Raw genomic sequence first — 26,171 nt, 5'->3', positions numbered from 1 at the left:
GACTACGCGAGGGCGGCAACCCGTTCCAGCCGGCTCTCGGTGTAGGAGGCGATCTGGTCGACGATCACCCGCACCCGCGCGGAATCGTCGGCGGCGGCCTCCCACCACGGCAGCAGCACCCGGTCCAGGGTCGCGGGGGCGCCGGCCAGCAGGCGGTGCGCGACCAGCAGGATGCGTTCGCGCTGCCCCGCCTGCCGCCGCCGATGGTCCGAATCCGACAGCACGTAGCGCAACGCCACCGTCTTCAGGATCGCCACCTCGGCGGCGACCAGCCGCGGCACCTCGAGATCGGCGGCGTAGCGGGTCAGCTTCCGGCCGCCGAACGCCTCCCGGGTGGCCTCCACCGCGGCGGTGGCGAACCGGCCGACCAGTTCACTGGTCAGCCGTTTCAGGGCGACCGAGGCGCGCAGCGTGCCGTCGTAGCCGGTCGCCGCGGCGATCACCGGCAGCCCGGACAGCCGCTGCCCGGCGGCGATCAGTTCGTCCACCGACAGGGCGGGATGCTGCCGGTGCCCGAGGGCGGCCAGCGCGGCCTGTTCGGCCGGATCGGCCAGCGCGCGCAGATCGATGCGGCCCGCGATGACCCCGTCCTCCAGATCGTGCACCGAGTACGCGACGTCGTCGGACCAGTCCATCACCTGCGATTCCAGCGACTGGCGGCGTTCCGGGGCGCCCTCGCGCACCCATGCCAGCCGGGGCAGGTCCACGTCGTAGGCGCCGAATTTGGTGCCGCTGCCGGCGCGCGCCCAGGGGTATTTGACGGTCGCGTCGAGCGCGGCCCGGGTCAGGTTGAGCCCGAAGCTCTCCGGATCGTCCGGGTCCGGGCCGAACACCTTGGGTTCCAGCCGGGTGAGGATGCGCAGGTTCTGGGCGTTGCCCTCGAATCCGCCGTGCTCGTCGGCGAACAGGTCCAGCGCCCGTTCGCCGTTGTGACCGTAGGGCGGATGGCCGATGTCGTGGGCGAGGCCCGCCAGGTCGACCAGGTCGGGATCGCAGCCCAGCCCGTCGGCGACGCTGCGGCCGATCTGGGCGACCTCCAGCGAATGGGTGAGCCGGGTGCGCGGGGTGTCGCCCTCGCGCGGTCCCATCACCTGGGTTTTGTCGGCCAGCCGGCGCAGCGCCGCCGAGTGCAGGACCCGGGCGCGGTCGCGGGCGAAGGGGCTGCGCTCGGCCGGCGTGCAGGACCAGCTCAGCCCGGCCGTCTTCGCCGATTCGGCGACCATGCGATCCCGATCGGCCCCGTGATAACCGGTCATCGTCTGCTCATCAGGTTCGTCTTCTCACAGTCGTTGTCGCACAGTGGATTTCATTGCTCGGCGGTGTACTTGAAATCCGCGGAGACGTGGGTCAGCTGGTACCACAGCAGGGCGCCGGTCTCCCGGACGATCCCGTGCAGTTGCGATTCCCGGGTGTACACGGCCGGGCCGGTGCGGGTGGGCGCGGTCCAGGCGTGCAGTCCGGCGTCCCTGGCCATCGTGCGGGTTCGCAGTGAATGCCACGGATCGCTGACGAGAACCACCGTCGACAGGTCGCGGGACTTCAGCTCCGCCGCGACCGCCTCGATACTCTGCAGGGTGTTGGAACCGGTCGGCACGGCCACGATCCGATCGTCCGGCACCCCCGCTTCCCGCAGGTACGTCTTGCCGGCGGCGGCCTCGGTGTAGTTGTCCCCCACCTGTTTTCCGCCGACGGTGATGATCAGTGGCGCAACACCTTTCGAGAACAGCTTGGACGCCTGGTCGAGCCGGGCCTCGAACACCGGTGTGGGAGTGCCGTTGTACTGCGCGGCGCCGAGGATCACGATCGCGTCGGCGTGGTCCTCGTCGATGAGGCGCGCCACCTGCCACACCCGCGCCGCGGTGCCGCCGACCAGCACCACCGCCATCAGCACCGCGCCGGACACCAGCCGGCCGGTCCAGCGCGCGAAGACGGCGCCGCGCCGGCTCGGCTGAACCGGCTCGCCGGGTGCCCGGCGGGGACGGGTGCGCGCGGAGGCCGGCGACATGCTCCGAGTCTGCCAGCGCCCGGTCACGCGGAGGTTGCGACGCGATGGCTGCGTCGGGCCGGATCTCACCAACCCCGTTGCCGCCATTCGGGAAGGTGGGGCCGTTCGGCGCCGAGCGTGGTGTCCTTGCCGTGACCCGGATACACCCAGGTGTCGTCGGGCAGCCGGTCGAACAGCTTGGTCACCACACCCTCGTACAGCGACGCGAACCGCTCGGGATCCTTCCGGGTGTTGCCCACGCCGCCCGGGAACAGGCAGTCGCCGGTGAGCAGATGCGGGTGGCCGTCCGGGTCGCCGGGGTCGCGGTACAGCAGCGCGATCGAGCCGGGCGTGTGGCCGACCAGGTGGATGGCGGTGAGCTCGATGTCGCCGATCCGGATCACGTCGCCGTCGTCCACCCGGACCTGAGTGGGCACCGGGACGTCGTCGGCGTCGAGCACGCCCGCGTAGGTGGTCGCGCCGGTGGCCTCGACCACCTGTTCCAGGGCCTGCCAGTGGTCGGCGTGCTGATGGGTGGTGAGGACCGCGTCGAGTTGCCCGCCGGCCAGATTCAGCAGGGTCTCGGGCTCGTTGGCGGCGTCGACGAGCAGCTGCTTGCCGGTGTGCTTGCACCGCAACAGGTATGCGTTGTTGTCGAACGGGCCGACGGCCACCTTGGTGAGGGTGAGCGCGGGCAGTTCACGGACGTCGGCCGGACCGCCGACGGTCACGGTGCCGGTGTACTCGGACATGCGGTACTCCTCGCGGAATCGGGACGTGCGGTGGAACGGGCGAGCCGGATAGATCCTAGCCATCCGGCATCGACACGGGCACGATCCACGCGCCCACCTGGTCCGGACGGATACATTCGTGCCATGCCGCCGTCACCGGTTCGACGTCTCCGCTCGCTGCTGACCGTGCTGGGGATCCTCCTGATCGTGCTGTGCCTGCCCGCCGCGGCGGGCGCGGAGGACCCGGCCCGGCTGCCCGGCTACGTCACCGATACCGCGCAGGCCCTGGACGGGCCGCAGCGCGAACAGGTGCGGGCGGCGATCGACTCGCTCTACGACGCGCACCGGGAGCGGCTGTGGGTGAGTTACGTGCACGACTTCGGCGGGCTGGACCCGCAGGAGTGGGGTTCGCGCACCGCCGCCGCCTCCGGATTCGGTTCCCGCGACGTGCTGCTGTCGGTGGCCACCGGCGACCGTTCGTATGCCTTCACCGGGCAGTTGCCGCAGTCGGTGCGGGAATCGGAACTGGATGCGCTGCTGCGGGATCGGGTGGAACCGCGACTGCGGGACGGGCAGTGGGCCGAGGCGGCCGTCGTGACCGCCGAGGGGCTGGGCCAGGCGATCGCCGGCCCCGCCACCCATCCGATCGGCGCGGGCCCGGTACTGATCGTCGCGGTCGTGGCGGTACTGGCGGTCGGCGGGGTGCTGCTGGTGTCGCGGCGCCGCCGGGCCGGCCGGGAGCGCGCGGTCCGGGCCGCCGCCCGCGCGGTCGATCCGACCGACACCGCCGCCCTCGCGGCGCTGCGCCCCGATCTGCTCGACGAGCGATCCCGGGAGATCCTGGTCGACACGGACGACGCGCTGCGCACCAGCACCGACGAATTGCGTTTGGCCACCGACGAATTCGGCGGCACCGCCACGGCCCCCTTCGCCGCCGCGCTGGAGTCCGCGAAAAAGGCTCTCGCCCAGGCATTCTCGATCCGGCAACGCCTCGACGACGACATCCCCGAGACCCCGGACCAGCGGCGCGACCTGCTGGTGGAGCTGATCTCCACCTGCGCCCGCGCCGATCGCGAACTCGACGCCAAGGTCAGCGAATTCGACACCATGCGCAACCTGCTGATCGACGCACCGGACCGGCTGGACGCCCTCACCCGGGCGCTGGTCGACCTCACCGCGCGGCTGCCGCGGTCCGAGGGCACTCTCGCGCAGCTGACCCGCGACCAGCCCGCGGCCGCGCTGGCCCCGATCCGGGACAACGTGGCGATGGCCCGGGAGCGAATCGACTTCGCCGAGACCAACATCGGGGCGGGACGGACGGCCGTCGCGCGGCCCGTCGGGCAGCAGGGCGCCGCGGTCGCGGCGATCCGCAGCGCGGAATCGGCGGTCACCGCGGCGCGCACGCTGCTGGACGCCGTCGACACCGCCGCCACCGATATCGAGCAGGCCCGCGCCGGACTGCCCGCACTGCTGGCCGAACTGCGGCACGACCTCGATGCCGCCACCGCGCTGTCCCCGCACGGCGGCCCGGATCTGACCGCGGCGATCACCTCCGGCCGCGCCGCCGTGGCCGCGGCGGCCACCGACGGCGACAGCAATCCGCTGGGCGTCTTCCACGAGGCCGTGGCCGCCGACGCCGCGCTGGAACATGCCGTCGCCGCGGCCTCGGATCGCAAACTGGCCGCCGAGCAGTTGCGCCGCCGCCTCGATCAGGCGATGACCACGGCCGTCACCCAGGTGCGCACGGCCGCCGACTACATCGGCACCCGGCGTGGCGGCATCGACGCCACCCCGCGTACCCGGCTCGCCGAGGCCGAACGGGCCCTCGACCGGGCCCGCGGCCTGGCGCCCACCGATCCACCGCAGGCCCTGGCCAGTGCGCAGCAGGCCACCGAACTGGCCGCCCGCGCGTTGCGCACGGCCCAGACGAGCGTGCGGGAATGGCAGGCCCGGCAACCGGTTTCGACGTCGTCCCAGACCGGCGCGGTCCTGGGCGGCATCCTGATCGACAGCATGCTGCGCGGCGGATTCGGCGGCGGCCGTGGCGGATTCGGTGGCGGCCCGATGAATCCGGGCTCGTGGGGGCCCGGCTCCTACGGTGGTTCCGACGGCTCCCGCCGGATCAGTCGCGGCGGGCGGTTCTGAGCCGGACGTCCGCTGTTGCTGTGCCAGGACCCGGGCCGCACGCCACCGGCGATAGCGCAGGGTGGCCGCGGTCGCCGAGCGAACGAAACCGCGCCGGTCTCCACCACGTGATCGCACCGCCGCGGCAATCCGGCCGGACCGACCGGCCGCCGGATACTCGACCGACCGCTACGCCTCGTCTCGACCGGTGGCGAATACATCACCGGTCCTGCGCGGCTCGATGCGACCGGCACCGGTCGCGCAATCGACACGCGATGGGGCAAGCCCGTACACCCGCTGCGGCAGCGGGCATTCCGTTGCGGCGGGCGAATATTCTTTTCCTGTGCGCGGACCTCGCAGATTCGGTGTGGCGGAGGGCCGGCCGCCGGACAGATCAGCTTGCCGGGGGCACCGGTTCGCCGCTGCGGGTGACCAGCCATTGCTGGATCTCGAGCAGGTTGCCCTCCGGGTCGCGCAGGTAGGCGCTGCGGATCCGGCCGCCGAAAACGACCGGGCCCGTGCAGATTTCGGCGCCACGACCGGTGACCTCGGTGAGGTAGCGGTCCAGGTCGTCGACGCGCAGGACGATCAGCGCGCTGTCCGCGCCGGACCCGGGCCGCAGCACGCCGCCGAGGACCGCGTCGAGGTCGGCGCGGTCGTGCAGGGACAGCGCGCTACCGTGCTCGGGTTCGAATGCCACGTACGGTGGTGCGACGGTGTCGAATTGGGGTCGCAGGCCGATCACCTCGCGGTAGTACGCGGCGGTGCCGGTGAAGTCGGACACGATCAGCCGGATCTGGGTCAAGTGCACATCGTGCGAACCTACGCCTACAGCCAGCCCAGCCGTTCGGCGGCACGGACGGCCTCGGCGCGGGTGCGGGAGCCGGTCTTGCCGATCGCCGCCGACAGGTGGTTGCGGACGGTGCCCTCGGACAGGTGCAGCCGGGCGGCGATCGCGGCCGCGGTGGCGCCGCCGGCCGCGGCGGCCAGCACCTCGCGCTCCCGGGCGGTCAGCGGAGAGGTTCCGGCGGTGAGGGTTTCGGCGGCCAGCGCCGGGTCCACCACCCGCAGGCCGAGTTGCACCCGGCGGACGGCGTCGGCCAATTCCCTTGCGGGCGTGTCCTTCACGATGAATCCGTCGGCGCCGGCGTCGATCGCGCGGCGCAGATATCCGGGGCGGCCGAAGGTGGTGACCATCAGGATCCGCACCCGGGGGAAGCGCGCGTGCACCTGCGCGGCGGCCGAGATCCCGTCCAGGCCGGGCATTTCCACGTCGAGCAGGACCACGTCGGGCGTGGTGCGCTCGACGGCGGCGAGCACCTCGTCACCGCTGCCGACCTCGGCGACCACCTCGAGATCCGGCTCCAGCCCGAGCAGCGCGGCCAGCGCGCCGCGCACCAGCGCCTGATCGTCGGCCAGCAGCAACCGGATCATCCGGCATCGGTCCTCTCCTCGGAAGTCCGGGCCCGGCGCACACCGTCATCACCGGCGACGCCCTTCTCCGCACGACCGGCCGTCGCGTCCACATCCTCAGCACCGGCGACGGCTTCCTGCGCACGACCGGCCGTCGCGTCCACATCCTCAGCACCGGCGACGGCTTGCTGCGCACGACCGGCCGTCGCGTCCACATCCTCAGCACCGGCGACGGCTTGCTGCGCACGACCGGCCGTCGCGTCCACGTCGTCAGCACCGGCGACGGCTTGCTGCGCGCGGGTGACGGCTGAGCGCCGGGCCTCGTCACCGGCGACAACCGCACCCGTACCAGCGGCAGGCGAGGGCACGATGGTGCCGCCGGCTGCGCCGCCGTTCTCGCGAGTGCCGCCGGAATGCGTAGCATCGTGCCCGGCGGCGCACCTGTCCTCCCGGGCGGACGAACCACCGTCCTCGAAGCTGACCGCCAGTCGCAGGCCGCCGCCGGGTGGCGTAGTCAGGGTGAAAGCGCCGCCGGCCGCGCATACCCGTTCGCGCAGGCCGCTCAGACCGGAGCCGAATCGGGCGCCGACGGCCAGACCTTGCCCGTCGTCGACGATGTCGATGGCGGAGGGGGTGACCCGGACATAGCAGTGCCGAGCCCGGCTGTGCCGCACCACATTCGTGACGGCCTCGCGCAGCACCCAGCCGAGAACGACGCCGCGGTCGCCCGGAACATCGGTGTCCGGCAGGTCGGCGGCGATACCCGCCGCGTGCAGAGCGGTGCGGGCGTTGGCGAGTTCGCCCGCGAGGCTCACCTCGCGCAGGCCGCCGACGGTGTCGCGGACCCCGGCCAGCGCTTCCCGGGCCAAGCGTTCGACATCGGCCAGCTCCACGCGGGCGCGTTCGGGATCGATATCCAACAATCGTTGTGCCAGTTCGGATTTCACCGTTATCACCGTCAGGGAATGGCCGAGGATGTCGTGCACGTCGCGAGCCACCCGGTTGCGTTCGGCCACGATCGCCAACTCCGCCTGCTGGCGGCGGGTCAGCTCACGCAGTCGCCGGCCACGGGTGCCGACCTCACGGCCCAGCCAGATGACCGGCGGGACCAGTGCGAGAAAGATCGTGCCGCCACCGAGCCGCCACCCCGGTACCAGCGCCAGCCCGGCGGCGAGCACCGCCACGAGACCCGCGATGATTCCCGATTGCCGCAGCGGCAGGACGAGTATCGCGACCACGGCGAGGTACAGCACGCTCGGTACCGCCGCGGAGCCGAGCAGTGCGAGTACCGCGGCGAACAGTACGGTCATCGCCGCGAGCCGGATCCACGCGCCACGGCCGGGCGCCGGCGGGTCGACACCGTCCTCCCAGTCCGGGCCGCGGTAGGCGGCCAGCGTGGTGGCGATCAGTGTGCCGTAGCCGACGACGCACACACCCGCGAGAACGGCGCGCAGGTGATGTCCGTGAACCCATGCCTGGTGGATCGGCCCGAGGAGATAGAGCAGCCAGACGATCGCCATCCCGCCGGCGAGCAGTCCGCCGAATCCGGGCCGCCGGGAGGCCGACCCGCCCGCGTTCGCCGACCGCTCGGCGGCGCGGTCCAGTGCGCGGGACCATCGGCGCGGCAGGCCCGCCAGCGGCATCCGCACGGCTACCTCCGCTCCGCCCGGGCGTGTCGATGGGGCAGCGCGGCGATCCGGTTCCTCATCCTCGCACCGGTTCGCCTGCGCTGCCCACGATGGCGCACGCTACCGCACCGACCCGCGGGATGCGGGCCGGCGCCGGTCGGTTGTCGCTCATCGCGCGGTGTCGCGGCGGAACAGCATCGCCGCCCCACCTGCGAACACGCCGGTCCAGACCGCGATGTTGAGCAGCGCCGCCACGATCGCGCCCGCGCTCGCGTCGGCGAACGGCAGCCGGGCGAGCGTGGCGATGCCGTAGGTGGGGAACACCTTCGACACGGTCGCGAACCAGCCGTGCAGCGGTGTGAACAGCCCGCCGCCGAAGGCGAGCGCCGCCAGCAGCGGGCCGATGATCTGCATCACGTTCTCCGACGGCAGCAGATAGCCCACGAACAGGCCGAAGGCGGCGAACACCAGGGAACCCAGCCAGGCCAGCACGAAACAGCCCACCCAGGCGGCCACCGGCAACCGCGAGCCGACCAGCCCGCCGGCGACGAACACCACCGCGACCGAGGCCAGTCCCAGGGTCATCGCGACGATCATCTTGGTGGCGATGTAGGCGGCCGGTCGCAGCGGCGTCAGCCGCAACTGGCGGCTCCAGCCGTGCGCGCGTTCCACCGCCACCATGGCGCCGCCGCTGGTGGTGGCGAGCATCGCGCCGTACACGGCCATCGAGACCATGACGTACGCGGTGACGTTGCCGGAGCCGAAAGCCTGTGTCCGGTAATCGGATTGCAGGCCGAAGATGGTGAAGAACAGGGTGGGCATCAGCAGGGTGAACACCAGCGTGCGGCGGTTGCGCAGCATGCGGCGCAGTTCCAGGCCCACGAAGCCGGCGCTGACGCCGCCGGGACGCAGGCGGGCGGGGCGGGAGTCGAGTGTCGTCATCTCAGTTGTCTCCGGTGAGGGCGAGGAACGCGTCCTCGAGGTTGCGGGCGGTGATCTCCAGGTCGACGGCGCCGGTGCCGGTGAGCAGGTAGCGGGCGACGGCGTCGGAGTCCTTGGCGTGCACCAGGATCCGGTCGCCGCGCTGTTCGACCCGGTCGACGCCCGTGATCGCCAGCAGGCGGCCCTGATCCGCGTCGGGCAGCGTGGCGCTGACCGTCCGCCCCGCGGCCAGATTCTTGACCGCGGCAGCGCTGCCGTCGGCGACCACGGATCCGTTGCGTACCAGCACGATCCGATCGGCGTAGGCGTCGGCCTCGTCCAGGTAGTGGGTGGCGAACACGACGGTCCGGCCGTCGCTCGCGTCGCGGCGGATGGCGTTCCAGAAGTCGCGCCGCCCTTCCACATCCATGCCGGTGGTGGGTTCGTCGAGCACCAGCAGGTCCGGATCGGGCAACAGCGCCAGCGCGAACCGCAGCCGCTGCCGCTGGCCGCCGGAGCATTTACCGACCATCCGATCGGCGATGTCCGAGATACCCGCGCGCGCCAGCACTTCCGCGGCCGGCCGCGGCGCCGCGTGCAGGGCCGCCACCATCCGCACGGTCTCGGCGACGGTCACGTCCGGCAGCAGTCCGCCGGATTGCAGGACGGCCGAGATCCGGCCCGCGGCAATCGCTTCCGCGGGCGGGCCGCCGAACACCAGCACCTGTCCGTCGTCGGGGCGCAGCAGGCCCAGCAGCATATCGATCGTGGTCGACTTGCCCGCGCCGTTCGGGCCCAGGAAGGCCACGATCTCGCCGGGCGCGACCACCAGGTCGAGGCCGTCGACGGCGCGGACCGGCCCGGTGCGGGCGCGGAATGATTTGGTGAGGCCGCGGATCTCGATGGCCGGTCCGATACCGGACCGGTCCGCCGGGCGGGCCGTGATCGATGAGGTCATGCCTCCACTGTCGCCCGCCCGGCGCGGCGGTACCTGGCCCGAGCGTCACGAACCTGCCATGACGACTGTCACGGCGAGGCCCGAATTCAGGGGCGCAGCACGATCTTGCCCGGGGTGTGACCGTGTTCCAGGTCGCGGTAGGCGTCCCGGACCAGGTCGAGCGGGTAGACGGCGACGATCGGAATCTCGATGGTGCCGGCGGCGGCCAGATCGGCAAGTGCCGCAACCACATCGATGGTGCCGCCGGCGGCGTTGCCGTCGCCGCGGACCTGGTATTTCTCGACGGCCGCGAAATCGGCGATGGTGTCGATGCGTTCCGGTTCCACCCCGAGCCGCAGCGCCAGCTCGACGTAACCGTCGCCGTGGGTGTCGATGAACGCGTCGAGGGCGGGCAGCCGCTCGGCCAGGCCGTCGCCGTAGGCGACCGGGGTCGCGCCGTACCCGCGCAGCCGATCGTGGTTGGCGGGCCCGGCGATCGCGATCACCGTCGCGCCGCGCTCGCGCAGCAACTGCACCGCGATCGACCCGACTCCTCCCGCCGCACCGGACACCGCGACCACGTCACCCGGCCCGGCGGATACCGCCCGCACCGCCGCGAACGCGGTGGTACCCGCGACGTACAACGAACCCGCCGCCTCCCAGGACAGTTCGGCCGGCTTCGGGGTCAGCTGTTCGAACGGGACCACGACATGTGTTGCGTGACTTGCCCGTTCGTCGGTGAAGCCGATCACCTCGGCCCCGATGTCTAGCCCGCCGACCCCGGAATCACCGACGGCGGCCACCCGGCCCGCGAAATCGCTGCCCTCACCCGAGGGGAACGTCGCGGGAAAGTAATCGTGCAGCAGTCCCTCGCGGATCTTGGACTCCCCCGGATTGATCGCCGCCGCGACGACCTCGACGACCACCCGACCGGGCCCGGGTACCGGATCCGGCACCTCGACGACGTTCAGCACGTCGACATCGCCGTACCGATCGAACCTCACTGCGCGCGCCATGGTTGCACCTCTCGGCTCGGGAACATCGTTCACCCGATCCGAACCTACCCGGCGCTCCGGGCATTCCCGGGCCGACGCACGCCCGCCGCCGAGCCGGAGACCCGGCCGCACGTGGTCAGCGGTCCGAGCCCATCCCGAACACGTTGTGCTGCTTCACTATCCGGGCCGCCCAGCGCCGCACTCCCGGAATCGGCAGCAGCGGCACCGACAGCACCACGGCCACCGCGGCCAGCCACGGCAGCAGCATCCCGGCGGTCTCGACGAGGATGTTCAGCAGCACGATCAGCGCGCACGGTACCGCCAGCAGCGCGGCCAGTACCGCCGGAATCCATGCTTCGTCGTGGATCGCGGTCAGTCCGACCGCGCCGAACACCAGCAAGCCGGCCATCGCCGCCATCGCCACCGGAAACTCCAGCAGGCGCGCCATCCGGTCCCGCGGAAAGCCCGCGGCCTGCCCCGAATCCACCAATCCCACCTCGATGTCGTCTCGGCCGCGCCACCCTGAGCCCACACAGCACCCGTCTTCGCGCACACCATACTGGGTGCCCCCGAGATCCGCAGTGCGTTACCGGAAGACCGGTCGGTCGAGTCGATCCGGGTGCAGGGAGGGTCGTGACGCGTCCGCCGGAGTGCCGCCGTCCCCGGCCGACCGACGCCATCCCTCAGCCGCCGCTGTCCCCGGCCGACGCCGGCCCCCGGCTACCGCTGTCCCGCGGCCACCGCCCGGGCGCACACTCAGCCGGCGGCGGGCAGGTGGGCGGCGCCGCGGTGCGCGGTGATCAAGGCGTGCAGGGCACGAGTGGCGATGTCGTCGACAGGGGTCACCACGACGAGGGTCTGACCGGAATCGTCCTGGGCCGCGAAGTTGTCGTAGGCGACGGTCAGGTCACCGACGTCGGGATGCCGGATCGTCTTGGTTCCGTGGGCCCGCTCCCGCACGGTGTGGTCGCGCCACCAGGTCGCGAATTCTGCACTGGCGCCGTTCAATTCGTCGATCAGGGCCCGCAGCCCGGCATCGCCGGGATATCGCGCCAGGTTCACCCGCAGGTTGCCGAGGGTTTCGCGGGCGATCCGGTCCCAGTCCAGGTGGGTGCGGCGGACGACCGGATCCAGGAACAGCGTGCGGGCGGTGTTCGCGGCGAGTCCGGTGCCGAATCCGGTACCGAACAGCGCCACGGCGGCCTCGTTGCAGGCCAGCACGTCGAACCGATGGTCGACCACGTAGCCGGGCAGCGCGACCAGGCCGTCCAGGATCACGCGCAACGACGACCGCACGGCTGCCGGAGTGTGGACGGGCGGCGGCGCCTCGCCGCGGGCGATCAGGTGCAGATGGGTCCGTTCGGCGGCCGACAACCGCAGCGCGTCGGCGATGCCGTCGAGGACCGCCGAGCCCGGCGCGCCGACGCGGCCCTGTTCGAGCCGGATGTACCAGTCGATGCTGACCGCCGCGAGTTCCGCGACCTCTTGCCGGCGTAGCCCCGGGGTGCGGCGGCGGCCCGCCACCGGCAGTCCGATCTCTTCGGGTCGCGTCCGGTTCCGCATGGCGCGCAGGAACGAGCCGAGTTCCGTCTCGTGTCCTGCCGTGCTCACCGGCCCATCATGTCCCCTCACGATTCGGGCCGATCCGCCGGGTGGCAGGCGGAATACCAGGATCCGCGCGCCCTTCCGCGGTGTCCCGGAGAACGAGACGATCGTTCCATCATTCGAAACACCGCCCGAGGAGGAGCAGCCGTGCGAAATCCGGCCCCTGTCACCGCCGTCATCGCCACAGCCGTGGTGGCATTCACCGCCGCCGCTTGCGACGACAGCGGCGTCCCCGCCGCCGCGCCGACCGGCACCGCGACGACGCCGGCCGCCGCAACGACGCCTGGCGATCATGTGAGATCCGGAATACCCTCCGGCGCCGTCACTTTCCGGGTCGACAGTCCGGATGTGCGTGACGGACAGAGCTTTCCGGCCGACGAATTCGCCGGCTCGTTCGGCTGCACCGGAGCCGGGCACGTGCCCCGATTGCAGTGGAGCGGCGCGCCCGCGACCACGCGCAGCTTCGCGGTGACCATGTTCGATCCGGACGCGCCGACCGGCAGCGGTTTCTGGCACTGGCTGGCCTGGGATATTCCGGCCGCCGCCGGTTCCGCACCGGATTCGGTTGCCACGGCGGCCGTTTCGGGGACCAACGATGCCGGTTCGGTGGGCTATCAGGGTCCGTGCCCACCGGCGGGCGACCCGGCTCATCGCTACCGCATCAGCGTGCTGGCCCTGGATGTGCCCACTCTCGGCCTGCCCGCGGCCACGCCACCGGCACTGGCCGCCTTCTCGATGTACGGCCACATCGTCGGCGCCGGCCGCCTGACCGTCACCGCCGCGCGGTAGCCGGCGAGATCAGAGGGTGACCACCTCCAGGTGCGCCGGCACCCGGAATGTCGCGTGCGGGTCCGCGGCGGCGACGGCCTTGCGCAGCGGCTCCAGCCCGCCGGCGTCCCGCGCGGGCTCACCCAGCGGATAGTCGAAATCGTCCCAGTGCGTGGGCAATACGAGGCGCGGGTGGCCCAGTACGGTCAGCAGCCGGGGCACGTAGTCGTGCACCCGGGCACCGCCGGTCGGGAGCAGCACCACATCGGGACGCAGTCCGGCCAGTTCCGATTCGATGTAGTTGGAGCCGCCGAAGTTCAGCACGCTCCGCCCGCCCGCGGTCACCTGGTAGGCCAGCGTCCCACCCTCCACCAGATCTGAGATGACCTGCGGACGAGGTGGTTTCGTCGCCGGATAGCCGGGTCTGGTTCCCGGGTAGGCGATCTGGGTGCGGGTCCCGACCTCGGAGTGCAGGGAGCGCAGCACCCGGATCGAATATCCGTCGAAGTCCAACTGTTCCCCGCCGGTGACCAGGGCGAGCTGATTCTCGGGGGCGCCGAGCGCGGCCATCAGGTTCAGGTGGGTCTCGGTGCCCAGCACCGTCGCACCGGTTCGCTGGGCCAGATACGGGACATCGGTGAGATGGTCGTAGTGGCCGTGGGTGACCAGGATGTGGTCCGCGCGCAGCTGCCCGGAATCCACGTACGAGTCGATCAGGGCGGTGTCCACCGACAGCGGCGACCGGGGATCGGCGCCCTGCGGGGTGTAGGTACCGGTCCGGAACCTGGTCAGCCACGGATCGATCAGCACGGTCCGCGCGCCGGCCCGGATCTCCCAGCCGTTGTTCCCCCACCAGCGCAGCGTGGTGTCCGACGGTGCGGTGGTGGTGGTCGCTGGTGCGGCGGCCGGCTCGCTCGCGCACGCGGCCGCCAGTGCGGCCGCCGCCGCGACCCCTGCGCCCAGCAGCGCGCGCCGGCTCGGACCGCGGAAACTCTGATCTGTCATGCCGGACACCGAAACACGGCGAGGGCGGCGCCGTCCAAGACCGATCCCGCGACGCGGCGATATCGAAACCGATATCGTCGCAGGGTGGACCCCCTGCGCAAGCTCCGCTACTTCGTCGTGGTCGCCGAGGAACGGCATTTCGGCCGGGCCGCCGAGCGGCTGGGTATCGCCCAGCCGCCGTTGAGTCAGCGGATCCGGGAGCTGGAGCGCGACCTCGGCGCGCGGCTGTTCGACCGGGGAAGGCGTGGTGTCGAACTCACCGAGGCCGGTCAGATCCTGCTCGCCGAGTCCCGCGATCTGCTGGCCCGCTGGGATCGGGCCCGGACCCTGGTCGGCAAGGCGCATCGGGGCGAGATGGACGCGCTGCGGGTGGGGGTGCCGCCGGAGGTGCCCGGCCGGTTCCTCGCGGCGCTGCTCACGGGCTTCCGGCAGCGCTACCCGGAAGTCCGGCTGGATCTGCTGGAACTCAGTACCGCCGAACAGGTCCGGCTGCTCGGCGACGGCGAACTGGACGCCGGGCTGCTCCAGCATCCGGTCGACGTGGTCGGCTTGGAGCTGGGACCGGTGATCGAGACCCCGCTCGGCGTGGTACTCCCGCGTGACTCCCCGCTGGCCGCCCGGCCGGAACTCGCGCTCGCCGACCTCGCCGGTGAGGGACTGGTGCTGTTCCCGCGCGCGGCCGCGCCGGGGCTCTACGACACCACGCTGCGCACCTGCTGGGAGCACGGCTTCCGGCCCGCCCGGGTGGTCCACGCCCGCAATCCGGAATTCGTGCTGGGACAAGTACTCTCGGGTCAGGGTGTCGCCTTCGAACAGGGCACGGTGGCGCGCAAGGAAACCCGCGCGGTGTGGCGGCCGCTGCGCGACACCCCGCTGATCCGGCGGATGTCGGCGGCCTGGCCCGCGGCCGTCCCGCATCCCGCGGTGCGCCGGCTGGCCGAGTTGATCACGGAAGTGCTCGGGGCGGACGGGGTTTCGGAGACGACTGCCCTGGAGAGCGGGCAGCGGCCCTGGAACGCGGTGTTCGGGCGCCCCTGAGCTCGGTCCCGAAGCTGTTGCCCATCAAGTTTTCTCAGCCGCCGCCGACGACCCGGCCGCCGCCTCACACGGTCGCGGAGTAACCTCGCCGCACCGACCGAGCTGTACTTTCCCCACGCAACTGCTCCACCGCCTCGCGGGCCGCCACGCCGATCGCCCGATCCACTTGCGGCAGGCGCTGTTCCAATGTCCCGGCCCGGGTGAAGACCGCTACCGCGTACCGGCCGCCGTCGGGATATTCGACCACGCCGATCTCGTGGCGCAGGCCGGGCAGGGTGCCGGTCTTGCCCCACACGGCGACCTCGGGCGGGAAGGCCGCCGCCAGCCGGTACCAGTTGACCTGCTGGCTCATCAGTCCGCGCAACCAGCGACAGACTTCGGGCGGCCCGGCCTCGTCGCGAGAGATCGCCGCGAGCAGCCCGGTCATCTCCCGCGGCGTACTCGCGTTGGTGCGCAACGGATCCAGGGCGCGCAGGCCGAAGACCTCGTCGGCGGTGAGGGCCGGGAAGCGCCGGGCGAATTCGGCCGCGTCGGCGACGCCGAGATCCTCGGCCATGGTGCGCACGAGATCCCGTGGTGCGCCGACGATCCGGGTCCGGTGCAGACCGAGTTCGCGCAGCAGCGAGCGGACGTTGTCGAGGCCGACCCGGTCGAACAGCAGGTCCGCGGCGGTGTTGTCGCTGACCGACAGGGCGAGATAGGCGGCGTCGCGCAGGCTCAACTCCACGTCGTCGGCGCAACCGGCCAGGCCGGTGCCGCCGAGCCGGGTGGCCGCGACCGCCCGCACCCGGTCGGCCGGGTCGAGTTGTCCCGCGGCGACCTGCCGGCCGAACTCCAGGACCAGCGGCACCTTGACGACCGAGGCGAGCACCACGGGATCGTCCGCGCCGAGATCGATCTCGGCGCCGGTGCCGAGGCACCGGGCGTGCAGGACACCCCGCACGCCCGCTTGCTCGAAAACCGTTGTCATGCCACCGGATCCGGCGGTCAGGCCCCGATCAGCCGCTGGGCCAGGTAGCCCTCGACCTGATCCAGGGCGATGCGCTCCTGCGTCATCGAGTCGCGCTCGCGGACCGTCACGGCCTGGTCCTCGAGGGTGTCGAAATCGACGGTGATGCAGAACGGGGTGCCGATCTCGTCCTGCCGGCGGTAGCGGCGGCCGATCGCGCCGGCGTCGTCGAAGTCGACGTTCCAGTTCTTGCGCAGCTGTGCCGCAAGGTCTTTCGCCTTCGGCGACAGGTCGGCGTTGCGGGACAGCGGTAGCACCGCCGCCTTCACCGGCGCCAAGCGGCGGTCCAGGCGCAGCACCGTGCGCTTCTCCGGCACACCCTTCGCGTTCGGCGCCTCGTCCTCGTTGTAGGCGTCGATGAGGAACGCCATCAGCGAGCGGGTGAGGCCGGCCGCGGGCTCGATCACGTACGGGGTGTAGCGCTCGCCGGTGTTCTGATCGAAGAAACTCAGATCACTGCCGGAGTGCTTCGAATGCGTGGACAGGTCGAAGTCGGTGCGGTTGGCGAGGCCCTCCAGCTCACCCCATTCGCTGCCCTGGAAGTGGAAGCGGTACTCGATGTCGACCGTGCGGGTCGAGTAGTGCGAGAGCTTCTCCTTCGGGTGCTCGTACAGGCGCAGGTTCTCCGGATCGATGCCGAGGTCGGTGTACCAGGCGAACCGGGTGTCGATCCAGTACTGGTGCCACTGCTCGTCCTCGCCGGGCTTGACGAAGAACTCCATCTCCATCTGCTCGAACTCGCGGGTGCGGAAGATGAAGTTGCCGGGGGTGATCTCGTTGCGGAAGCTCTTGCCGATCTGCGCGATGCCGAACGGCGGCTTCTTGCGCGCGGTGGTCATCACGTTGGCGAAGTTCACGAAGATGCCCTGCGCGGTCTCCGGCCGGAGGTAGTGCAGGCCCTCCTCCGACTCGATCGGGCCGAGGTAGGTCTTCAGCATCATGTTGAAGTCGCGCGGCTCGGTCCACTTGCCGACCGTGCCGCAGTCGGGGCAGCCGATCAGCTCCATCGAGACGGTGTCCGGGTCGTCGATCTTGTGCTTCTCGGCGTACCCCTCCTGCAGGTGGTCCTGCCGGTGCCGCTTGTGGCAGTTCAGGCATTCGACCAGCGGATCGTTGAACACCGCGACGTGACCCGAGGCGACCCACACCGGCCGCGGCAGGATGATCGCGGAGTCGAGGCCGACCACGTCGTCGCGGCCGGTCACCATGGACCGCCACCACTGCCGCTTGATGTTCTCCTTGAGTTCGACACCGAGCGGGCCGTAGTCCCACGCCGACCGGGTGCCTCCGTAGATCTCGCCGCTGGGGTAGACCAGGCCCCGGCGCTTGGCGAGATTGGCGACGGTGTCGACCTTCGACTTGGGTGCCACGACTCGAGCTCTCCCTCTGGACGGTGTGCAAACGGCGATCCAGACCAGCGTAATGGCCTGCCCCCGGCGTGGTCGACGCAGTATCGGGGTGACACGCGCCGACCCGCTGTTGACATGCGAACCTGCGCATAACAATAATTGGCATCGATTTCCAATAAGGAGTTGGTTCGATGACCGCCGACAGTGGTGTTCCCGCGCGGCGCAGCCGTGTCGCCGTGGAGGCGCCCACGCCCATCCCTCACGATCCGTACCCCTATCGGGCGCCGTCGGCCCCCGCGGTACCGCCGCGCGGCGTGCTCGACAACGCCGGTGAACTGCTGCGCGCGCTCGCCGCGCCGGTACGCATCGCCATCGTGCTGCAACTGCGCGAGTCGCCGCGCTGCGTGCACGAACTGGTCGACACCCTCGGCGTGACCCAGCCGCTGGTCAGCCAGCACCTGCGCATCCTCAAGTCGGCGGGTGTGGTGCGTGGCGAGCGGACCGGCCGCGAGGTCATCTACGAGCTGGTCGACGATCATCTGGCACGCATCGTGGTCGACGCGGTCGCCCACGCCGAGGAAGGGTGATCGTGCCGGACAACACGGGCACCTCGGAGAAGTCCGTCGGAATCCGCAGCACCCGTCAGCGCACCGCCATCACCGCCCTGCTCGGCGACATCGACGGATTCCGATCCGCCCAGGAATTGCACGACGAGCTCCGCCGCCGCGGCGAGGGCATCGGCTTGACCACCGTCTACCGCACGCTGCAGTCACTGGCCGACGCGGGCATGGTGGACGTGTTGCGCACCGACTCCGGTGAGTCGGTCTATCGGCAGTGTTCGAAGGGACACCATCACCACCTGGTGTGCCGGCACTGCGGCTGCACGGTGGAGGTCGAGGGGCCGACCGTGGAGGCGTGGGCGGAATCGGTGGCCGGTCAGCACGGGTTCATCGATATCAGTCACACCATGGAGGTCTTCGGCACCTGCCGGAACTGCGCGAGCAAGCACAGCGCCTCCTGATCGACCGCGCCGCCCAGCTCGCGCGATTCGCCGGAGGAACCGTGTTCGTCGCGGCGTGCAGTGGGCGTTCGTCGCGGCGCGATGGGCGTTCGTCGCGGCGCGCAGTGGGGCGCACTCGACATCGCCACGGGTAGCCGGTGCTCCGGCGGCTCGAGTGATCCCGCACAGCACGGGTCCGCGGCCGTCCGGGCAGCCGTGGACCTGTCCAGGCGTCGGCGCCTCAGGCCGGCACCGGTTCGGCTACGGGTGCGCGCCGGGTGCGCAATGCTCCGGCGCCCAGTAGGACCAGGGCGGCCGCAGTCCAGATCAGCAGAACCGCCAGCGGCCCGGCGGCCGCCCGGCCGTCGAAGTAGGCGACCGAACGCAGCAGGCTCGCGGCCGCGCCCAGCGGCAGTGACTGGCCGATCGTGCCCCAGGGCCGAGGCAGCAGTTCCGGTGCGGAGGTCGCCCCGGAGAACGGGTTGCCGATCAGCAGCATGGTCAGCGCGCCGAGACCGATACCGGGCGGGCCGATCAGGGCGTGCAGCGCCACGATCGTGCCCGCCACCGAGACCGACACCAGCCCGGCGACGCCCGCGAGCACGAGATAGTTGCCGGGCAGCAGTCGCAGCCAGCCCTGCACGACAGCCATGCTCAGCAGTCCGGCCGCGATACCGAAGGTGACCAGGCCCAGCGCCCGCGCTCCGACGGCCGACACCAGCAGGCACAGCAGCGCGCCGGCGGCGATACCCGCCATCACCAGGGGAAGCACCATCGCGCCGAACGCGGCGCCGCGCGGGTCGTGCGGATCGGCGGCCACCACATCGCGCACCGGTGCGACCGCGCTTCCCGACAGCTGTTGCGCGATCGCGGTGAGTTGTTGTGCCACAACGGGACTCGCGGCCGAGGCGACCAGCACCCGGGGTTCGCCGCCGGTGACGATCGCGCCGTAGACCTCTCGATCACCGATGGCGGCGACGGCCGCCGATTCGTCCGCGAGCGTATGGATTTCGAAGGCGCCGGGATCGTGTGCGGACAGTTTCCCCGCGACCGCGGCGGCCTGTGGACCGGCGACGGCGACCGGCAGATCCCGCGGCTTCAGATTGGCCGCCGGCCAGGCGAAGGCGACCAGCATCAGGGCCTGGACGAGGGCCGCGACGATTCCCACGGCGACGGCCCGGGTGGTGACAGTCATGACGACTCCAAGAAAAGCGGATGTTCGTTCTCTTTGGCGTCTCCACGGTCGCATCGGCCGCCGCCGCTTGTCAAGAACGAGCATTCGTTTTATTTTGGGAACATGCCCCGAGTCAGCGACGAGCATCTGGAACGGCGACGGCAGCAGATCCTCGATGCCGCGCGAGTGTGCTTCACGCGCAAGGGCTTTCACGAGACTTCCATGCAGGACGTGTTCGCCGAGGCGGGTCTGTCGGCCGGTGCGGTGTACCGGTACTTCAGATCCAAGAACGAGATCATCGCCGCCCTCGTCGGCGAGACCACGACCAGCGTGCGGGCCGCGCTGGCGGAGGTCGTCGCGCGCGATCCGCTGCCCCTGCCGGCCGAAGTGGTCACGGTGGTGACCGAGGCGGTCGTCCGGTTCAGCGGTGCGGACGGCCCGGTGCGGCTCGCACCGCAGGCATGGGCACTGGCGCTGACCAATCCCGAGGTCGGCGACAGCGTCCGCGGGCTGCTCCTGGCGATGCGCGGGCTCTGGCACATCTATGTGGAACGGATGCGGGACGTGGGCTGGCTACCCGCCGACGTCGACACCGACGCGGTCACCAAGGTGATCCTGGGCATCCTGCCCGGCTTCATCCTCCAGCACCTGCTGATCGGCGACACCGATCCGGACACCTTCGCCCGGGGAATAGCGCTGCTGCTGCCGGACTACCGGCACCCCGCGCAACAGCCCGAAGGCACCGGGTGACTCAGGGCACCAGGCCGTGCCGGGCCCGGCCCGCGCCGGAGAGCACCAGCAGCAGCATGGTCGCCAGCGCCTCGTCGGCGAGCCCGGCGGCGGGGAAGGTGTAGCGCAGGATCACGTCGGCGAGTTTGTCGTGGCCGACGACGGTGATCGAGCCGAACTGGAGGGCGGCGTTGCGTTCGGCGACCCGCTTGTGCAGCTGCGGTTTCAGCGGCCGGTCCCAGGCCAGGACGCAGGTGAGGGTCAGCACCTCCAGACCGGGGGACAGACTCACCGCGCGCAGCGAGCACAACGCGCCGTCGTATTCGAAACCGAGGCCGCCCGCCTCGACGCGAACCTGGATCTCGTAGCTCATCAGGCACGCCGCCGCGCGGACCTGGAGTTCCTCGACCGCGGGATCCGCGGAATCGGTTTCGCTCATCGCCGGGTACCGCTCACTTCTTCACGCCGCCGAAGCGGCGGTCGCGCTCGGCGTACTCCAGGCACGCGGCCCAGAGGTTGCGGCGATCGAAGTCCGGGAACAGCGTGTGCTGGTACACGAACTCGGCGTAGGCGGACTGCCAGATCAGGAAGTTGGAGCTGCGCAGCTCGCCGGAGGGCCGCAGGAACAGGTCCACATCCGGCATGTCGGGCTCGTCCAGGTATTCGGCGAACGTGTTCTCGGTGATCTTCTCCGGATCCAGTTCGCCGGCGGCGACCCGGCGGGCGATCTCCCGGGCGGCGTCGGCGATCTCGGCGCGGCCGCCGTAGTTGACGCACATGGTGAGGGTCATCACCGTGTTGTCCTTGGTGAGCTCCTGGGCGACCTCGAGCTCCTTGATCACGCTGCGCCACAAGCGCGGCCGGCGGCCGGCCCAGCGCACCCGCACACCCATCTCGTGCATCTCGTCGCGGCGGCGGCGGATCACGTCCCGGTTGAAGCCCATGAGGAAGCGGACCTCGTCGGGGCTGCGCCGCCAGTTCTCGGTCGAGAACGCGTACGCCGACAGCCACTTGACGCCGATCTCGATGCAGCCCTCGACGGTGTCCATCAGCACCGCCTCGCCGCGCTCGTGCCCGGCGGTGCGCGGCAGCCCCCGCTCCTGCGCCCAGCGCCCGTTGCCGTCCATCACGAGCGCCACGTGCCGCGGTACGAACTCCTGCGGGATGGCCGGCGGACGCGCGCCCGACGGGTGCTGCGACGGCGGGCGGACGGTGCGCGTGGGCTCGGCGGGGGCGTACGGGGTGCGATTACCGATCACGACCACCATCCTGCACCACGCGCCCGCGACGATCCCGGCGGATGGGTGGATGGACCGCGCCGGATCGAGGGACGCACATATTTTCTTTTCCGCCGGAATGCGGCTTTCGCCGGTATCCGAAATGGTGAACGCCGACGTTTCCGGTGCGGCCGGTCACGGTTCGCACCCGTTGCGATGAGACCGGACAGTCCGATATCTTCGTTTCCCTTGGCAGCCCGCAATGCGACCGCTACCATGGGCTTTCGAAGCTGAACGCGTTGTCGCAGTGAGAGTTCCGAGTTCCCTTTTTCCCGGCTCGTCGAGTTCACCCGGATCGCAGAGCGCACGTCATTCACAGCACTTTTCACACCGAGAAAGGGCCACGCGTGAAGCCCTTCACATTGCCCGATTTCTATCTGCCTCATCCACCCCGGCTCAATCCGCATCTGGAATTCGCGCGCAGCCATTCTCTGGACTGGGCGAAACGCATCGGCATCCTCGACGAACCCGATCCGGCCGGTGGCCTGGTATGGGATGTGGAGCGGCTGGAGCGGATGGACTTCGCCCTGCTCTGCGCTTATACGCACCCCGATTGCGACGCCGAGGCACTGGCACTGGTCACCGAGTGGTACGTCTGGGTCTTCTTCTTCGACGACGATTTCCTCGCCAAATTCAAGAACGGCCGGCAACGCGCGGCCGCCACCCGATACCTCGAGCGGCTCGAATTGTTCATGTCCGAACCGGGGACAGCCGTACCCGAGCCGGCGAATCCCGCCGAGGCCGGACTCGCCGACTGCTGGGCACGCACCATCCCCGCCATGTCGGCGGCCTGGCGGCGGCGCATGGTACTCAGCACGCACAATCTGATGGTCGAATCACTCTGGGAGCTGGACAATATCGCCCGCGACCGGGTGGCCAACCCCCTCGAATACGTCGAGATGCGCCGGCGGGTCGGCGGCGCGCCGTGGTCGGCGAATCTCGTCGAATACGCCGCCGGGGCCGAGATACCGGACCGGTTCGCCGCCGAACGGCCGCTACGCGTGCTGTGCGACACCTTCTCCGACGCCGTGCACCTGCGCAACGACCTGTTCTCCTACGAGCGGGAGGTGCGCATCGAGGGCGAGAACGCCAACGCCGTGCTGGTGTTCGAGACCTTCCTGGGCCTGCCCACCCAGACCGCCGCGAATCTGGTCAACGACCTGCTGACCACCCGGCTGAAACAGTTCGAGGACACCGCGGAAATCGAAGTGCCGCAACTGTTCCTGTCCCGCGCGGCCGCCCCCGCCGAACAGGCCGCGGTGGTCCGCTACATCCTCGGCCTGCAGGACTGGCAGTCCGGCGGGCACGAATGGCACATGCGCTCCAGCCGCTACATGAACAGCGGGCTGGACACCGGGCCGACCGGACTGGGTACCGCGACCGCGCGCCTGATCCCGGGGCTGCGCATCCAGTTGAATCAGCACACCCCGCCCCGGCGGGCCCCCGGCGATCCGGCGGTCGCGGGCCTGTCCGCTCCTGGCCTCGCCACGCCCAATCCCCATCTGGCCGTGGCGCGGGCCGATCTGCCGGACTGGGTCGCCGAGACGGGCCTGCTGGATCCGGCCGCGCCGGGCTGGACGACGCGGTCGGTGGCCGAGGCCGATTTCGCGCTGCTCGCCGCGCTCGTGTATCCCGAGGCCGACGAATCCGGCCTCGTACTGCGGTCCCGTTGGTGCGCATGGGGTTTCCACGTCGGCGACCTGCTGTCGCACGCCTATCGGGCGCTCCCCTCGGCCGGCCGCGACCAGTTGCGCCGGCTGCCGCACTTCCTGGCCGACCCGCCGGCGCAGGCGCCGGCCACGCCGGCCGAACGAGCGCTGGCCCAGCTGTGGCGCGACACCTCCGCCACGACGGATCCGGCGGGCCGGCAGCAGGTGCGGGCCGCGGTCCTCGAGTCGATCGAGGCGTGGCAACTGTGGCTGGACAACGAGACCCGGCGGCGCATCCCCGACCCCGTCGACCATCTCGAGAGCCGCCGGGCCGCGTTCGGCGGCCGCCTGGTCACCGCGCTCGGGCGGCCCCCCGGCCACCCGCGCGCCGCCGACGCCCTCGCCGACACGAGTGTGCTCCGGCAACTGGAGAATTCGGCACTCGACCATGCCGGACTGGTCAACGACCTGTACTCGTACCGCCGGGAGATCCACGACGGTGGCGAACATCAGAACCTCGTCTATATCACCCAGTCCTTCCTGAGCTGCTCGCGCGAGGCCGCCCGCGACATCGTCGTCGACCTCGCCGAGGAGCGGTTGTGCCAGTTCGAGCAGACGGCACGGGACCGGCTGCCGGTGTTCTTCACCGACCACCAGGTCGCCACGCCGACCCGCGAGGCCGTCCTCGCGCAGGTGCGACGGTGGCGGCAGTATCTGGCGGGCAACCTCGCCTGGCATGCCGGCACCGGCCGGTACACCGCTTCAGCTCCGCAGCGGCCGCGGCCGCGCATCGCCGGACCGACCGGGCCGTTCGTCAGCACGCTCGGCGGTCGCCGCACCAGTACCGGGAGGCAAGCATGAGCGCAGCGACCGCCGATGCCGATTTCGGCGCATCCGTCCCACCCGGCCCGGGGGCCCGGCGCGGATCCTCCGCGCAGGCCAGGCTCATCCTCAACCGGGCCCAATTCCTGACGAAACCCTTGCTGCGCACCGCGATCGACTCGCTGCCCGGCGAATTGCGGCTCATGTCCGGTTATCACCTCGGGCTGTGGGACGAGCACGGCGCCGAGACCGCGACCGGATCCGGTAAGGGCATGCGACCGGCGCTGGTATTCGCCGCCACGACGGCCGCCGGCGGTTCCACCGAGAGCGCCGTGCACGCCGCCACCGCGATCGAACTGGTGCACAACTTCACCCTCATCCACGACGACGTCATGGACCGTGACGCGCTGCGCCGGGGCCGGCCCACGGTGTGGCGGGTCTGGGGTGTCGACAACGCGATCCTGGTCGGTGACGCCATGCACGGCCTCGCCGTCCGCACCCTCGCGGAGGCCCCGATCCCGTCCCCGCACTCGGTGGTCCGGCTGACCGACAGCGTCATCGAACTGTGCCTGGGCCAGCAGCGGGACTGCGCCTTCGAGACCCGGCAGCACATCACCCTCGACGACTGCCTGGCCACCGTCCAGCAGAAAACCAGCTCCCTGCTCGGCTGCGCCTGCGTCCTGGGCGCGCTCGCCGCGGGCGCGGCGCCGGCGGCCGTCGAGACGATGAACCGTTTCGGCCGCGAACTGGGCATCGCCTTCCAGCTGGTGGACGACCTGCTCGGTATCTGGGGCGATCCGGCCCGCACCGGAAAACCGGTGGGCAACGACCTGATCCGGCGCAAACGCTCCCTGCCCGTGGTCGCGACCCTGACCTCCGGCACCCCCGCCGGGCACGAACTCGAGAGCCTGTACCGCGAGAACCACCCCCTCGCCCCCGCTGAGGTCGCCCGCGCCACCGAACTGATCGTCCAGGCCGGTGGAAAACAATGGGCGGCAACGCAATCCCAGCGCTACCTGCACTCGGCGATCGCCCCCCTCCTGGACCGACCGGCCGCCGCCGACCTGCTCCACCTCGCGGACGCGGTGGTACACCGCGACCACTGAACCCACACCCACCCCGCCGCGCGCGCCCCCTGCGGTAACCCCGGAACCCAGCTCCGCTCCCGGACCTGTGCGACGCCTTGCTCGGGGTGACCGGCCGTCGGTGCATCCTCGACGCGGAGATCGTCGCAAGCAGTTGATGCGCAGGGGGTAGAGGATGTTTTGTTGGAAGTAATCCGGGTAGCAGCCAGGGCATGACGACGAGGATGTCAGTGGTGCGGGAGGCATTGACCGGCAGCGGCACTTACCTCATGCCTGCCTGCGAGACCAGTTCGCTCCTCGGTGTCGGTGAGGCAAGGTGGGAGCGGTTCGGTGCGCATTGGGACAACCTGGCCGTCGATGACTACGCGCATGACCACGGCATGCGGAGGCTGCGCCGGTACGGCCACTTCCGCGTGACCCCCGGGACAGGAAGTTTCCGGTTGCTGGCGCCGCGCCCGTTCGCGCAGCCGCAGGACAGTAACCCGCTCTACATCGATGTGGACCGCGTATTCGAGCCGTTGACCGATACCTTTGTGGCAGATCCAATGTTCGCTGCCGTGCTGCGGTTGCTCGTCGAATGTGCGGTGGCACTGGATGATCCACCCGAGTGGATCGGCAGGGCGCATCTGTTTCGGGTAGTCGGCACGGCAGACGCAGAGGGGTCGCCCGCACCGGAGGGCCGCCACCGCGACGGCGTCACACTGGTCTCGTCGCTGCTGATCGCTCGCCGCAACGCGACCGGAGGCGAAACCACGGTGTTCGATCTCGACGGGCAGCGTGTGCTGACCGCGACCTTGGAGGAGCCGGGAACATTGCTGCTAGGCGACGATCGGTGCACGCTGCACGATGTGTCCCCGGTGCGCCCAGCAGATCGCAGCCGACCGGCTTACCGCGACGTCCTGGTGACCACATTGGCGCCGATCTGATC

General features: G+C 70.9%; 26 protein-coding genes. 9 read left to right on the top strand and 17 right to left on the bottom strand.

What is annotated here, in order from left to right:
• Positions 1-2: 2 nt before the first annotated feature.
• The 3 genes from NRB56_RS10985 to NRB56_RS10975 all read right to left on the bottom strand — a co-directional run bounded on the left by NRB56_RS10985 (position 3) and on the right by NRB56_RS10975 (position 2,736).
• Positions 3-1,256 carry a deoxyguanosinetriphosphate triphosphohydrolase gene (locus NRB56_RS10985; RefSeq protein WP_153340984.1) on the bottom strand — a complete coding sequence of 418 codons (1,254 nt, stop codon included), beginning with the start codon at positions 1,254-1,256 and terminating at the stop codon, positions 3-5.
• Between the two features lie 50 nt (positions 1,257-1,306).
• Positions 1,307-2,005 (bottom strand): YdcF family protein, encoded by a 699-nt coding sequence (locus tag NRB56_RS10980; RefSeq protein ID WP_153340982.1) that lies wholly within the window; start codon positions 2,003-2,005, stop codon positions 1,307-1,309.
• 65 nt (positions 2,006-2,070) lie between these two features.
• A complete protein-coding gene (locus tag NRB56_RS10975) occupies positions 2,071-2,736 on the bottom strand; it encodes an MBL fold metallo-hydrolase (RefSeq protein WP_153340981.1) in 666 nt (221 codons plus the stop codon).
• A gap of 123 nt (positions 2,737-2,859) precedes the next feature.
• Here NRB56_RS10975 and NRB56_RS10970 point away from each other — a divergent pair, with 123 nt between their 5' ends.
• The gene (locus tag NRB56_RS10970; RefSeq protein WP_153340979.1) at positions 2,860-4,860 is read left to right on the top strand and encodes a TPM domain-containing protein; all 2,001 of its coding nucleotides are present in this window, start codon (positions 2,860-2,862) and stop codon (positions 4,858-4,860) included.
• Positions 4,861-5,233: 373 nt separating this feature from the next.
• Here the strand turns inward: NRB56_RS10970 and NRB56_RS10965 are convergent, their stop codons facing one another.
• The 8 genes from NRB56_RS10965 to NRB56_RS10930 form a co-directional block, all read right to left on the bottom strand.
• Complete coding sequence (locus tag NRB56_RS10965; RefSeq protein WP_227837478.1) at positions 5,234-5,644, bottom strand: VOC family protein; 411 nt, start codon at positions 5,642-5,644, stop codon at positions 5,234-5,236.
• A gap of 23 nt (positions 5,645-5,667) precedes the next feature.
• Positions 5,668-6,273, bottom strand: coding sequence for a response regulator transcription factor (locus tag NRB56_RS10960; protein WP_153340975.1), 606 nt, complete (start codon positions 6,271-6,273; stop codon positions 5,668-5,670).
• Complete coding sequence (locus tag NRB56_RS10955; RefSeq protein WP_227837565.1) at positions 6,270-7,895, bottom strand: sensor histidine kinase; 1,626 nt, start codon at positions 7,893-7,895, stop codon at positions 6,270-6,272. The genes NRB56_RS10960 and NRB56_RS10955 overlap by 4 nt, the downstream gene beginning before the upstream one ends.
• Before the next feature lie 153 nt (positions 7,896-8,048).
• Positions 8,049-8,822, bottom strand: coding sequence for an ABC transporter permease (locus tag NRB56_RS10950; RefSeq protein WP_153340973.1), 774 nt, complete (start codon positions 8,820-8,822; stop codon positions 8,049-8,051).
• A 1-nt stretch (position 8,823) separates the two neighbouring features.
• Entirely contained in the window at positions 8,824-9,759 is a 936-nt protein-coding gene (locus tag NRB56_RS10945; protein WP_153340971.1) for an ABC transporter ATP-binding protein, read from the bottom strand.
• Between the two features lie 86 nt (positions 9,760-9,845).
• Positions 9,846-10,754: an NADP-dependent oxidoreductase gene (locus NRB56_RS10940; protein WP_153340969.1), complete on the bottom strand. Its 909-nt coding sequence runs from the start codon at positions 10,752-10,754 to the stop codon at positions 9,846-9,848.
• 115 nt (positions 10,755-10,869) lie between these two features.
• Positions 10,870-11,220, bottom strand: a complete 351-nt coding sequence (locus NRB56_RS10935; RefSeq protein ID WP_153340968.1) for a hypothetical protein — start codon at positions 11,218-11,220, stop codon at positions 10,870-10,872.
• A gap of 269 nt (positions 11,221-11,489) precedes the next feature.
• The gene (locus NRB56_RS10930; RefSeq protein WP_319942830.1) at positions 11,490-12,344 is read right to left on the bottom strand and encodes a helix-turn-helix transcriptional regulator; all 855 of its coding nucleotides are present in this window, start codon (positions 12,342-12,344) and stop codon (positions 11,490-11,492) included.
• Positions 12,345-12,485: 141 nt separating this feature from the next.
• Here NRB56_RS10930 and NRB56_RS10925 point away from each other — a divergent pair, with 141 nt between their 5' ends.
• Positions 12,486-13,127: a YbhB/YbcL family Raf kinase inhibitor-like protein gene (locus NRB56_RS10925; RefSeq protein ID WP_319942829.1), complete on the top strand. Its 642-nt coding sequence runs from the start codon at positions 12,486-12,488 to the stop codon at positions 13,125-13,127.
• A 9-nt stretch (positions 13,128-13,136) separates the two neighbouring features.
• Here the strand turns inward: NRB56_RS10925 and NRB56_RS10920 are convergent, their stop codons facing one another.
• Positions 13,137-14,111: an MBL fold metallo-hydrolase gene (locus NRB56_RS10920; protein ID WP_153340964.1), complete on the bottom strand. Its 975-nt coding sequence runs from the start codon at positions 14,109-14,111 to the stop codon at positions 13,137-13,139.
• A gap of 84 nt (positions 14,112-14,195) precedes the next feature.
• Between NRB56_RS10920 and NRB56_RS10915 the strand changes: the two genes are divergently transcribed.
• Positions 14,196-15,149, top strand: coding sequence for a LysR family transcriptional regulator (locus tag NRB56_RS10915; RefSeq protein WP_319942828.1), 954 nt, complete (start codon positions 14,196-14,198; stop codon positions 15,147-15,149).
• A gap of 64 nt (positions 15,150-15,213) precedes the next feature.
• On the opposite strand, the gene NRB56_RS10910 is transcribed toward NRB56_RS10915, so the two are convergent.
• Both NRB56_RS10910 and NRB56_RS10905 read right to left on the bottom strand, forming a co-directional pair.
• Positions 15,214-16,119 (bottom strand): serine hydrolase, encoded by a 906-nt coding sequence (locus NRB56_RS10910; protein ID WP_153340962.1) that lies wholly within the window; start codon positions 16,117-16,119, stop codon positions 15,214-15,216.
• Between the two features lie 17 nt (positions 16,120-16,136).
• Positions 16,137-17,528, bottom strand: coding sequence for a glycine--tRNA ligase (locus NRB56_RS10905; RefSeq protein WP_319942827.1), 1,392 nt, complete (start codon positions 17,526-17,528; stop codon positions 16,137-16,139).
• Positions 17,529-17,698: 170 nt separating this feature from the next.
• Between NRB56_RS10905 and NRB56_RS10900 the strand changes: the two genes are divergently transcribed.
• Complete coding sequence (locus NRB56_RS10900; protein ID WP_153340960.1) at positions 17,699-18,094, top strand: ArsR/SmtB family transcription factor; 396 nt, start codon at positions 17,699-17,701, stop codon at positions 18,092-18,094.
• A gap of 2 nt (positions 18,095-18,096) precedes the next feature.
• Complete coding sequence (locus NRB56_RS10895; protein ID WP_406603459.1) at positions 18,097-18,528, top strand: Fur family transcriptional regulator; 432 nt, start codon at positions 18,097-18,099, stop codon at positions 18,526-18,528.
• Between the two features lie 220 nt (positions 18,529-18,748).
• On the opposite strand, the gene NRB56_RS10890 is transcribed toward NRB56_RS10895, so the two are convergent.
• Positions 18,749-19,702, bottom strand: coding sequence for an ABC transporter permease (locus NRB56_RS10890; RefSeq protein ID WP_153340958.1), 954 nt, complete (start codon positions 19,700-19,702; stop codon positions 18,749-18,751).
• A 102-nt stretch (positions 19,703-19,804) separates the two neighbouring features.
• Between NRB56_RS10890 and NRB56_RS10885 the strand changes: the two genes are divergently transcribed.
• Entirely contained in the window at positions 19,805-20,431 is a 627-nt protein-coding gene (locus NRB56_RS10885) for a TetR/AcrR family transcriptional regulator (protein ID WP_153340956.1), read from the top strand.
• A gap of 1 nt (position 20,432) precedes the next feature.
• Here the strand turns inward: NRB56_RS10885 and NRB56_RS10880 are convergent, their stop codons facing one another.
• Together NRB56_RS10880 and NRB56_RS10875 are read right to left on the bottom strand one after the other, a co-directional pair.
• Positions 20,433-20,849, bottom strand: a complete 417-nt coding sequence (locus tag NRB56_RS10880; protein WP_153340954.1) for a hypothetical protein — start codon at positions 20,847-20,849, stop codon at positions 20,433-20,435.
• Positions 20,850-20,862: 13 nt separating this feature from the next.
• Positions 20,863-21,678 carry an isoprenyl transferase gene (locus NRB56_RS10875; RefSeq protein ID WP_153340952.1) on the bottom strand — a complete coding sequence of 272 codons (816 nt, stop codon included), beginning with the start codon at positions 21,676-21,678 and terminating at the stop codon, positions 20,863-20,865.
• A 356-nt stretch (positions 21,679-22,034) separates the two neighbouring features.
• Between NRB56_RS10875 and NRB56_RS10870 the strand changes: the two genes are divergently transcribed.
• From NRB56_RS10870 to NRB56_RS10860, 3 genes are all read left to right on the top strand, one after another.
• Positions 22,035-24,197, top strand: coding sequence for a terpene synthase family protein (locus tag NRB56_RS10870; protein WP_153340950.1), 2,163 nt, complete (start codon positions 22,035-22,037; stop codon positions 24,195-24,197).
• Complete coding sequence (locus tag NRB56_RS10865) at positions 24,194-25,264, top strand: polyprenyl synthetase family protein (RefSeq protein WP_153340948.1); 1,071 nt, start codon at positions 24,194-24,196, stop codon at positions 25,262-25,264. Before NRB56_RS10870 ends, NRB56_RS10865 begins: the two co-directional genes overlap by 4 nt.
• A 203-nt stretch (positions 25,265-25,467) precedes the next feature.
• Positions 25,468-26,169 (top strand): 2OG-Fe dioxygenase family protein, encoded by a 702-nt coding sequence (locus tag NRB56_RS10860; protein WP_227837558.1) that lies wholly within the window; start codon positions 25,468-25,470, stop codon positions 26,167-26,169.
• The last annotated feature ends 2 nt before the right edge of the window (positions 26,170-26,171 follow it).

Origin of the sequence: Nocardia aurantia, assembly GCF_009604425.1 — a bacterium.
GTDB lineage: Bacteria > Actinomycetota > Actinomycetes > Mycobacteriales > Mycobacteriaceae > Nocardia > Nocardia aurantia.
The sequence above is the reverse complement of the archived record's forward strand: the minus strand, read 5'-3'. Positions and strand labels throughout refer to the sequence as shown.